This window comes from Sphingobacterium corticibacterium, from assembly GCF_004208525.1.
Classification (GTDB): domain Bacteria; phylum Bacteroidota; class Bacteroidia; order Sphingobacteriales; family Sphingobacteriaceae; genus Sphingobacterium; species Sphingobacterium corticibacterium.
On record NZ_SGIT01000004.1, the window covers coordinates 203,810 to 215,075 of the forward strand.

9 protein-coding genes are annotated in these 11,266 nt (G+C 43.0%); 7 read left to right on the forward strand and 2 right to left on the reverse strand.

Annotated features, from left to right (window positions below):
* Positions 1 to 315 precede the first annotated feature (315 nt).
* The gene (locus EWE74_RS17665; RefSeq protein ID WP_130142985.1) at positions 316 to 1,347 is read left to right on the forward strand and encodes a GntR family transcriptional regulator; all 1,032 of its coding nucleotides are present in this window, start codon (positions 316 to 318) and stop codon (positions 1,345 to 1,347) included.
* Positions 1,348 to 1,365: 18 nt separating this feature from the next.
* On the opposite strand, the gene EWE74_RS17670 is transcribed toward EWE74_RS17665, so the two are convergent.
* The gene (locus EWE74_RS17670; protein WP_130142986.1) at positions 1,366 to 2,067 is read right to left on the reverse strand and encodes an NUDIX hydrolase; all 702 of its coding nucleotides are present in this window, start codon (positions 2,065 to 2,067) and stop codon (positions 1,366 to 1,368) included.
* 225 nt (positions 2,068 to 2,292) lie between these two features.
* Between EWE74_RS17670 and EWE74_RS17675 the strand changes: the two genes are divergently transcribed.
* From EWE74_RS17675 to EWE74_RS17695, 5 genes are all read left to right on the forward strand, one after another.
* Positions 2,293 to 3,966 (forward strand): ribulokinase, encoded by a 1,674-nt coding sequence (locus tag EWE74_RS17675; protein WP_130142987.1) that lies wholly within the window; start codon positions 2,293 to 2,295, stop codon positions 3,964 to 3,966.
* Positions 3,967 to 3,979: 13 nt separating this feature from the next.
* Complete coding sequence (locus EWE74_RS17680) at positions 3,980 to 4,675, forward strand: L-ribulose-5-phosphate 4-epimerase (protein WP_130142988.1); 696 nt, start codon at positions 3,980 to 3,982, stop codon at positions 4,673 to 4,675.
* Between the two features lie 54 nt (positions 4,676 to 4,729).
* On the forward strand, positions 4,730 to 6,232 hold the full coding sequence (gene araA, locus EWE74_RS17685) for an L-arabinose isomerase (RefSeq protein ID WP_130142989.1): 1,503 nt from the start codon (positions 4,730 to 4,732) through the stop codon (positions 6,230 to 6,232).
* Between the two features lie 71 nt (positions 6,233 to 6,303).
* Positions 6,304 to 8,004 (forward strand): sodium:solute symporter family transporter, encoded by a 1,701-nt coding sequence (locus tag EWE74_RS17690; protein ID WP_130142990.1) that lies wholly within the window; start codon positions 6,304 to 6,306, stop codon positions 8,002 to 8,004.
* 38 nt (positions 8,005 to 8,042) lie between these two features.
* A complete protein-coding gene (locus tag EWE74_RS17695; protein ID WP_130142991.1) occupies positions 8,043 to 9,191 on the forward strand; it encodes an aldose epimerase family protein in 1,149 nt (382 codons plus the stop codon).
* A 40-nt stretch (positions 9,192 to 9,231) separates the two neighbouring features.
* Here EWE74_RS17695 and EWE74_RS17700 read toward each other — a convergent pair whose 3' ends face one another.
* Positions 9,232 to 9,831: an RNA polymerase sigma-70 factor gene (locus EWE74_RS17700; protein WP_130142992.1), complete on the reverse strand. Its 600-nt coding sequence runs from the start codon at positions 9,829 to 9,831 to the stop codon at positions 9,232 to 9,234.
* A 198-nt stretch (positions 9,832 to 10,029) separates the two neighbouring features.
* Between EWE74_RS17700 and EWE74_RS17705 the strand changes: the two genes are divergently transcribed.
* Positions 10,030 to 11,172: a FecR family protein gene (locus tag EWE74_RS17705; protein ID WP_130142993.1), complete on the forward strand. Its 1,143-nt coding sequence runs from the start codon at positions 10,030 to 10,032 to the stop codon at positions 11,170 to 11,172.
* Positions 11,173 to 11,266 lie beyond the last annotated feature (94 nt).

An 11,266-nucleotide genomic window follows, 5' to 3' on the forward strand; every position in this document is an offset into this window, starting at 1 on the left:
TTCAGATTAAAACTCGTATCTTTATAAGTAGAATCTGGTTATACTAGTCTTAGATTATATCATGCGTGGAAAAAAAGAACATATCTCCCCGGCGCTCAGTGAAGCTGAAATTGCACTATAGGAGGTTATGCTACAAATTTACACGGCTTTCAAAGATTTATCGGGGATCTGGATATATGGATCAAAGATTCGGTGTATGGCAAAATTGGTGTACCTCTTTTAGGTGATCTCTTCTTTGTAATGCTACAGTAGCAAAAACTTGCGTTTTTTCAAAAAAAAGCGTTTCTTTAACCCTCTATAGCTATCACGAACAACATGAGCGACATTGATTTTATCAAAAGCATTCAGATCAGTGAATTTTCGTCTACGCCGAAGTATCTGCAATTAGCAGATGCGGTCATCGAAGGTGTACGGAAAAATCAATTGAAGCAAGGCGATATCCTACCCTCCATTAACGAAGTAAGCGTGTATTTTGATATTTCCAGAGATACGGTAGAAAAGGGTTACCGCCATCTTAAAAGCTTGGATATTATTTCCTCTACACCGGGGAAAGGGTATTTTGTTGCTAAATCCGATGTGGTTAGCAAGCAGAAGATAGCCCTATTTCTGAATAAACTGAGCGCACATAAAAAAATCATTTACGACGCCTTTGCCCGCGAGCTGGGTGACGAAGCTTCTTTGGATCTATTTGTGTATAACAGTGATATCTCACACCTGCGAAGCCTCTTGTTGAATCTGACAAAGCAATATGACCATTATGTGGTGTTTCCACATTTCAAAGAGGGGAGTGATCAAGCTCCGGAGGTACTCGGACTTATACCGATCGACAAGTTGATGTTGTTAGGGAAGCTGATCGACGGATTGAGCGGAAATTTTGATGCGGTCTATGAAAATTATGAAAAGGATATTTATGAAGCGTTGGAAAAGATGCTGTCTGCTCTTTCGCGGTACCGTACGTTGAAACTTGTTTTTCCTGACCATAGTGACTATCCGAAAGCAATTATCAAAGGTTTTTACAGGTTTTGTCAACAATATGCATTTGATCATCTGCTCGTAGGCAATCTTTCTACAGAGCCATTAAAAAGAGGAGAATGCTACATTATGCTGGCCGAAGATGATTTGGTTCATATGCTCGAAAAATCGATTGCAAAAGACTATCAAATTGGCAAAGATATAGGCGTAATTTCTTATAATGAAACACCCCTTAAAAAATTTATCCTCAACGGGATAGCAACGATCTCCACAGATTTTGAGCTGATGGGGAAATATGCTGCACAAATCATCAAGCAACAAAAAAAGGAACAGAAGGAAAATCCATTCTATGTTAATATCCGACCATCGTTGTAAGTCAGTGGTTAGTCTTCATCACTCATCCACAGACCAGCTGGGTAGATAACGCAGGAACGACATGATTTTCTCCTTATAAATATCCATATTTAAGCGGTAAAAAAACGCACCCTTTCTCGAATTCTCTTTGTCTTTTTCATTTAGCTTGATGAGAAGGCCAGAAGAAAGAAGCTTACGGCTGAAATTCCGCTTATCCAAATCGATATTGTATACACATTCATATAGCGAAGCGATTTGTGGAATCGTAAACTTTTCCGGCAATAACTCGAACAGAATAGGATACAGTGCTGCCTTTGTGCGTAGGGTATGCTTGGCGGTAGAAATCATATCTTCGTGGTCGAAGATAAGTTTGGGATGCTTATCCAGCGGAAACCATTTTGCTTCGTACTCTTCGCTCAGAATATGCCTGTACTGTGTAGCGTCGATGAGTGCAAAATAAACAATACTCACTACACGGCGCTCCTCGCGACCTGGTTCGCCAAATATGCCACAATTCTCCATATAGAGATCCTCTAGATTGGTGAGCTTTTTGAGTACACGTGATGCCGCTTTTTCGGGACTTTCATCTTCATATACAAAACCACCCATCAAACTCCATTTATTACGTTCTGGCGCAATTCCTCTTTTAACTAATAATATTTCCAGTGATTCGCCGTTAAAACCTAGAATAACACAATCCACGGCTAGTAATGTCTGGGGTTCATTTTTGTAAAAATCCATATGTTGCTTGAAAGGTCTTCCCACGTTAACAAATTATTGATTTGTCCGGTCAATATATGGACAATTATATTTATTCTCATGAAAATAAAATAAAATTTTCACTTTTCTAAAATTAAGTGTTAATTTGACATTAATTTTGAAAGGGAAGTTCTTGAATCTATACCGTAGGTGATATGTTGAAAGGACAGAAAAAAGGTGTTATAAACCAGAAAAGGTGTTCAATAAATGGAAAAATCGTATGTAATTGGATTGGATTACGGTAGCGACTCAGTTCGGGCCGTATTGGTTGATGCAAGTAATGGAAACGAGATGACTTCGTCCGTGTTCTATTATCCTAGATGGAAAAAAGGCGAATTTTGTAATGCATCGGCTAGTCAGTTCCGCCAGCATCCAATGGATTATATAGAAGGATTGGAAGCGACTGTAAAAGATTGCTTGAAAAAAACGGAAGGTGTGCTTACCCCACAGCAGGTAAAAGCTATTTCGGTAGATACGACCGGCTCTACACCCGTAGCCGTAGATGAACGTGGTGTGCCGTTGGCGTTGCTGGATGAATTTGCGAATAATCCCAACGCTATGTTTGTTTTGTGGAAAGACCATACGGCTGTAGAAGAAGCGCAGCAAATTAATGATCATGCGGAGAAATTCGATATCAATTATCTACAATATGTAGGCGGTGTTTATTCTTCTGAATGGTTTTGGGCAAAATTACTACGTACATTGCGGGTAGATGAAAGCGTTCGTAAAGCCATGTATACCTGGGTGGAGCATTGTGATTATATCCCTTTTTTGCTGACAGGCGGAACGCGCGCTGTGGATATCAAGCGCAGTGTTTGTGCAGCAGGACATAAATCTTTGTGGGCTGCGGAATTTGGCGGTCTACCTCCTAATACATTTTTTAGTGCATTGGATCCGCTACTGGATGGCGTGACAGATCGACTGTTTACAGATACGTATACTTCCGATCAGTCTGCCGGTACATTATCAACCGAATGGGCGGAAAGACTGGGGCTAACCACGGAAGTGGTGGTGGGTGTCGGGGCTTTTGATTGCCACATGGGGGCTGTAGGTGGAGAGATTGAACCTTATTATGTAAGTAAAGTAATCGGTACCTCCACCTGTGATATTTTAGTCGCACCGAAAGAAGAAATCGCCAATACACTGGTAAAGGGTATTTGTGGACAAGTAGATGGTTCGGTTATCCCGGGTATGATCGGTATGGAAGCCGGTCAGTCGGCTTTTGGGGATGCTTATGCCTGGTTCAAACAAATATTGCTATGGCCTGTGAAGAATTTATTGGCAGATAGTGGGATATTGCCCGATGGGGATTTAAAGAAAGTACTTGATTTTGTGGATGATCAGGTCATTCCTCAGCTTGGCAGACAGGCCGAAGCTTTGCCCGTAACGGCAACGTCGGAATTGGCATTGGATTGGTTCAATGGACGTCGTACACCGGATGCCGACCAAACCTTGAAAGCAGCTTTGCAGGGCTTGAATCTGGGAACGGATGCGCCCCGTATTTTCCGTGCCATCGTAGAAGCAACTTGTTTTGGTGCCAAAAGTATTGTCGATCGTTTTAAAAACGAAGGCATTCCTGTTAAAGGAATTATTGGGCTGGGCGGAGTCGCAAAAAAATCACCGTATATTATGCAGACCATGGCCGATGTGATTAATATGCCGATACGTGTACACAAGTCGGAACAAACTTGTGCACTGGGGGCAGCCATGTTTGCGGCGACAGCAGCAGGTATTTACGATAAAGTGGAAGATGCCATGCAAGCTATGGGGCAAGGTTTTGAGCATACCTACGAACCTCGTCCGGAAATGGTGGCCATTTATGCAGAACGATATCTGCAGTATAGAAAATTAGGCATTTTCGTGGAAAATATAAAGGAATAATAATATTACAACAATGTATACAGCAATAAAAGAAGAGGCATACCATTGCAACATGCAGTTACCCAAATTGGGGCTGGTTTTGTTTACTTTTGGTAATGTCAGCGTGGCAGACCGGGAAAAAGGCGTTTTTGCTATTAAACCGAGCGGTGTGCCCTATGAAGAATTAACACCGGATCATATGGTTATCGTGGATTTCGATGGAAATACCGTAGAAGGCGATTTACGTCCGTCGTCGGATACAAGGACGCATGCCGTGCTTTATAAGCACTGGGACGGTATCGGTGGGATTACCCATACGCATTCTACCTATGGCACCGCATGGGCGCAAAGCCAACGGGATATCCCTATTTTCGGGACAACCCATGCAGACCATCTAACGGTAGATATCCCCTGCGCACCACCAATGAGCGATAAGATGATCGTGGGAAACTATGAATACGAAACAGGTTTCCAGATCATGAATCACTTTGAAGCACAACAGCTGGATTATAAAGAAGTGGAAATGGTATTGGTTGGAAATCATGCACCATTTGCGTGGGGAAAGACAGGTATCAAATCGGTCTATAACAGTGCGGTATTGGAAACGGTAGCGCAAATGGCTTATTTAACGGAACAAATCAACCCAAAAGCTCCACGGCTTAAAGATGCGTTGATCAATAAGCATTATGACCGCAAACATGGTGCGGATGCATATTATGGACAGAAGTAAAGGAGTGATGAGTAAAGAGAGCCTGACGAGCTATAAAAAATTAAATAACGACTAATGAATATCGCATTAAACAAATTACAAGTCTGGTTCCTGACGGGAAGCCAGGATTTATATGGAGAGGAAACACTACGGGAAGTAGCTGTGCATGCTGCAGAAATTGCAGGCTATCTTTCCGCGCACGAAAAAATACCGGTTGAGGTTATTTATAAGCCAATTGTAAAGAACAGCGACGAGATATATGACACTATTGTGGCAGCTAACGCTAGCCGCGAATGTATTGGATTGGTGACGTGGATGCATACCTTCTCTCCGGCAAAAATGTGGATAAGAGGGTTGAAAGCATTGCAAAAGCCCTTATTGCATTTGCATACGCAATACAATAGAGACATTCCATGGGAAACGATGGATATGGATTTCATGAACCTAAATCAGAGTGCGCATGGTGATCGGGAGTTCGGGCACATTGTAACGCGTTTAAATATTGGACGTAAGGTCGTGACTGGTCACTGGCAAGATGAGGAGGTAATCGACCGTATTAACGTGTGGACACGGGCTGCTGCTGCATGGCAGGATTGGCAAGGTGCTAAATTTGCACGTTTCGGCGATAATATGCGTTTTGTGGCGGTTACCGACGGGGATAAGGTAGAAGCGGAAACCAAATTCGGCTTCTCCGTGAATACCTATGCTATCGGTGACCTAGTGGCCGTAATCAACGAAACAACCGACGAAGAGCTGCAGGCTTTACTACAGGAATATGAAGAAACGTATGAGCTGGCGGAGAATGTAGTTGAAGGTGGTGCAGACCGCAAAAGTTTGGTCGAAGCAGCTAAAATTGAAATCGGTCTTCGTAAATTCTTGGAAGCGGGAAACTTTAAAGGGTTTACAGATACTTTCGAAGACTTGCACGGTATGGTGCAATTACCGGGCTTGCCTGTTCAGCGTTTAATGGCCGATGGATATGGATTCGCGGGTGAAGGTGATTGGAAAACACCGGCATTGGTTCGTGCTTGTAAAGTTATGGGTGCAGGATTACCGGGAACTACGGCCTTTATGGAGGATTATACCTATCATTTTGACCCCGAAAATGCGATGGTGTTGGGATCGCATATGTTGGAGGTAGATGCGGCACTGGCGGCACATAAGCCGAGGATAGAAGTACATCCCTTGGGTATCGGCGGAAAGGCTGATCCGGCGCGTCTGGTATTTAACGGTATCAGCGGTCCGGCGCTAAATGCCTCTATCGTCGATATGGGAACACGGTTCCGTTTAATTGTGAATAAAGTAGAAGGTGTACCCGTAGTCGAGAAACTCCCAAAGCTGCCTGTTGCACGGGTGTTATGGAGACCGCTACCGGATATGAAAACAGGCTGTAGTGCCTGGATATACGCCGGAGGTGCACACCACACGGCTTATAGTCTAAGTTTGACGCCAGAATATTTGGAAGACTTTGCCAGAATTGCCGGACTGGAATATGTCGCTATTGATGAAAATACGACATTGACAGGCCTGGAAAATCAACTCAAATGGAATGAACTATATTACCTGTTAAAAAAATAACCTAACCAAGGCTTCCCACCACATGATGATGTAACGGGAAGCCTTTTTGTATCAATAAAGCTGTATAATAAATGGAAAAATTTGCAACAGTAGACTACATTATCTTTGTAATCTACTTTTTTGTGGTAGCCGGATATGGCTATTGGATCTACCGTAAGAAGACGGCGGCACAAAACACCAGTAAAGATTATTTTCTTGCGGAAGGTTCACTAACCTGGTGGGCTATCGGTGCGTCCTTAATTGCGTCGAATATTTCGGCAGAGCAATTCATCGGAATGAGTGGGAACGGTTTCGAAGTAGGTATCGCTGTGGCGGCCTACGAAATTATTGCCGCCTTGGCACTGATCATCGTTGCGGTCTGGTTTATTCCGGTTTATCTGAAAAACAAGATCTTCACGATGCCGCAGTTCTTGAACAACCGTTATAATGAAACGACGAGCTTGATTATGGCCGTGTTCTGGTTGTTCTTATATGTATTCGTGAACCTGACGTCTATCCTTTATCTGGGCGCAATAGCCATCTCCAGCCTTGCGGGCGGAGGGGATACCTTCCACTTAATTATGGTTGCGTTGGCGGTATTTGCCGTTATCATTACGCTTGGTGGTATGCGTGTTATTGGTTTTACCGACGTTATCCAAGTGGTTGTACTTATCATTGGGGGTATCGCTACAACCTATGTGGCGCTGACATTGGTTAGCGAACACTTCGGATTAGGTAAGGATGTGCTTGCCGGTTTCAATGCGTTGATGACCGATGCGCCGGAGCATTTCAATATGATCGTTGAGAAACCGGGTCCAGGAGCAACGCAGGAGGAGATCAACAAATATTTGATGTTGCCGGGTATAGGAATGTACCTTGCCGGGATATGGATCGTGAACCTAAACTATTGGGGTTGTAATCAGTATATCACGCAGCGTGCATTGGGAGCAGATCTTAATACGGCACGTAAGGGTATTCTTTTTGCGGGTTTCCTTAAGCTTTTCATGCCGATCATCGTGATGTTACCGGGTATTGCAGCTTATGTATTGTATAAGAATGGCGCTTTGCAGGAAGAAATGGCACCGGGAGGGGTATTCCATGCGGATAATGCTTATTCAGCGATCTTAGGTTACTTACCGAATGGTATGAAAGGATTAGCATTAGCGGCATTAACAGCTGCTATCGTTGCGGGTCTCGCTGGTAAAGCGAATAGTATAGCGACTATCTTTACGCTGGATATCTATAAGAAATATATGAATAAGGATGCCAGCGAAGGCAAAATGGTATGGGTTGGTAAATTAACGATTATTGCATCTATCGTGGTTGCTGTTCTCTTTACGTGGAACGATACCTTAGGTATTGGAGGTGCGGGTGGATTTACCTTTATCCAGAAATATACCGGCTTTATCAGTCCGGGTGTTTTTGCTATGTTCTTATTAGGGATGTTCTGGAAGCGGACAACCGGGCCAGCAGCTATTGCGGGGCTTATCACCGGTTTTGTGCTTTCTGTTTTCTTTAACGAGTTTGCCGTGAACGTCTTTGGGCCTGAAACGTGGATCTATACAGCCTACCTCAATAAATTTGGCGTATACGAGATTCCTTTTCAAATTTGTATGGGATTAGCTTTTGCATTTACGATGTTGGTGATGGTGGGAATAAGCCTATTTGGTCCGAAGGTTAATCCGAAAGCATTTGAACTCGATCGGAAAATGTTTAAGGTAGAGCCTTCCATTCTTGTGATGATTGTGATAACTTTACTGCTTGTAACAGCTATTTACGTGCGGTTTTGGTAGATAAATAAATAAACACAATAACTATAAACATAAAGAATATGAAAAGAAACGTTTTCATGGCATTATTGGCTACGGCTTCATTGACGTATGCTTGTCAACAGGGAGCCAATAAAGGCGAAGCAGGAGAAACAACAAGCGACAGTATCGAACAGACATCTTTTGATGCGGTTATCGACGGAACAGACGTTAAACTGTACGCGCTACAGAATGACAGGCTGCACGTAACCCTGACAAATTACGGGGCGAGGTTGGTTAGCTTACATGTAAAAGGTAAAGAAGGCAAAGAAACGGATGTCATCCTAGGTTACGATACAGCAGATGAGTTTAAGCAAAACGCCAGCAATTATTACGGCGCCATTGTGGGGCGATACGGCAATCGTATCGGCAACGCTACTTTTACGTTGAATGGCACTACCTATGAGCTGGAGAAAAACAACGGCGAAAACTCGTTACATGGTGGTACAAATGGTGTGTATAACAAAGTATGGACCGTAGAGCAAACTTCGGATACGGCCATTACCTTGGCGTATACGTCTCCCGATGGAGAGGCTGGATATCCAGGCACCGTAACCATGAAAGTAACGTATTCCTTAACGGATGAAGGAGGGTTGGTTATCGATTACGAAGGGTCTACGGACAAAGAAACGGTACTGAACTTAACCAATCACGCTTATTTTAATCTCAATGGAGAAGGAGATTCGACGATATTGGATCATGAGTTGCAGATAGATGCTGACGCTATAACCGAAGTCGATGCGGCGTTGATTCCGACAGGTAAGAGCCTCACGGTAGCCGGTACGGCGTTTGACTTTCGTAAACCGCAGACGATCGGATCACGTATCGATACAGATAACGAACAGTTAAAGGTAGGGAAAGGATATGATCATAACTTTGAGTTGGTGAAAGGGGAAGGATTCCGTAAAGTAGCTACCGTTTATGCCCCTAAAACAGGGATAGAAATGCAGATATTAACCACCGAGCCAGGATTGCAGTTTTATAGCGGTAATTTTATGACGGATAGCGATCCGAAAGGTAAGGGAGGGAAAGGTTATCCGTTCCGTTCTGCATTTTGTTTGGAAACGCAACATTTTCCAGATGCACCTAATCAGCCATCTTTTTCGTCTACGGTCTTGAAGCCGGGCGAACAATACACATCAAAAACAGAATATCGGTTTTTTGTAAAATAAGAAAATAATAAGGGCGATGATTGATCATCGCCCTTATTATTTAGAGAATTAACCACCATAATAAGAGCATACTTATTACCTTCAGTTGTATCCTGATATGACGTAACGCTGCGGTCAGTTGATTTTCAACGGTACGTTTCGATATCCCCAATTTGTTTGCGATTTCATCGTTTGTCAAATTTTCTTTTCTACTCATAAAGTATATTTCCTGACATCGAGCAGGTAGTGATTGCAAGCTACTGTCAACGTATCTTTCGGCGTCTTGATAAATAAGGCGGTCTTCACCCTGGTTAGTCATGACTTCCTCCGTTTCGGTAAGCTCGTCCGTATACACAATGTTGGATGCTTTCCTTTTTTTAAGTTCTTTGTATACATGATAGCGGGCCGCCGCCCGAAGATAGGCGGAGAACGACTGAATAGTCAATGTTTCCCGTTTTTGCCAAAGATTGAGGAAGATGTCATGCGTAATCTCTTCGCTTTTTTCTCGGTCTTTTAAATATGAAAATGCGGTGCTGTATAGCGTCTCCCAATACCGGTCAAAAAGAAACGAAAAAGACTGGGAACAACTTTTCTGTTGTACCTTCTCCCAATACGCGTGGTCTTTGAGGCGAGATGAATCTATAAGCTTATTGTCTCCCATCGATTAGCAAAACGTTTTTTGTCTTCGTTTATGTGCCTGTGGCTTCCTGTTAGCAATATCGAATATAGATTAAAAAAACTATAAAAAATAAAATATACCTCATTATTTAATACAGGACGGAGCAGGATGGGAAAAATTAAAAAATGTATGTGTGTGTTCCTTAAAAAAAGACTCTAGTATATAAAGGGACACAAAAACATGTTAACCAAAGAGGAGTACATCAAATTATACGAGAAATACATAGCCGGTCACTGTTCAGCGGAAGAGTTGAGCCAATTGCAAGATTACCAGGATAAATTTCAATTGGAAGAGACGATATGGGACGAGGAAGCTATGGGTGATAAAGCGGATGTCAAGGCTCGTCTTTATGCACGTTTGCACAGAGAAATGCAAACGGATAATGACAATCAAGCCACCTATTGGAAGTCTATGCGAAAATGGTGGGGCTACGCTGCGGCGGCTATCTTACTTGTCATCGGAGGATTATATTGGCTCGTTGCGGATAAGGATACTTCATTTGTTGACAAAACAGAAACAATTGTGATAGCACCGGGAGGTGATAACGCGATACTTGTATTGGATGATGGAACAGAAGTCTCGCTGAACGAACTTCATTTAGGTAATGTCACCATTAATGGAAAAGTATGGGCAAATAAGGCGGGAGAAGGTGAATTACGTTATGGAGAAATGGCGGAAGGTGAGATCAGATATCATACGATCCGCACACCACGCGGCGGACAATACCAAGTGATATTAGCTGATGGAACAAAAGTATGGTTGAATGCGTCGTCATCTATACGTTTTCCGACCGCATTTATCGGAACTGAGCGGCTTGTTGAAATAGAGGGTGAAGTTTTTTTTGACGTACAAAAGGATACAGAAAAGCCCTTTGTCGTGAAATCGGATAACCAAGAGATAACCGTTTTGGGTACGCAGTTTAACGTCATGGCTTACCCGGATGAAGAGGGTGTAAAAACCTCCCTTATCGAAGGGAAGGTAGCGGTAGATATCGCCGGATCTAGCTATACGCTTAGACCGGGTGAACGGAGTGTGTATGATAAGACGAAGAGACAGGTAACAAAGGAAACTTTTGACCCGGAAGAGATTCTAGCTTGGCAAGAAGGCTATTTTATGTTCAACGAGGAAAGCATCGAACACGTCATGCGGAAAATTGCTAGATGGTATGATGTGGAAGTGGAATATAAAGGAAATATGAAAGGCAAGCTTTTTTCAGGAACGGTCTCCCGGTTTGGGCAAGTGGATGAGGTTTTGGATATGCTTGAACTGACTGGAACCGTAACATTTAAAATAGAAGGAAGGAGGATTTTGGTTATGGGCTAGACATGTACACAAGATAAAAAACAAAAAGCAAATACCGAGAGCGATGCCGCGCCCCCGGTGGTTCAGCTAATGCAATTAAAAAAATAAACCGAGT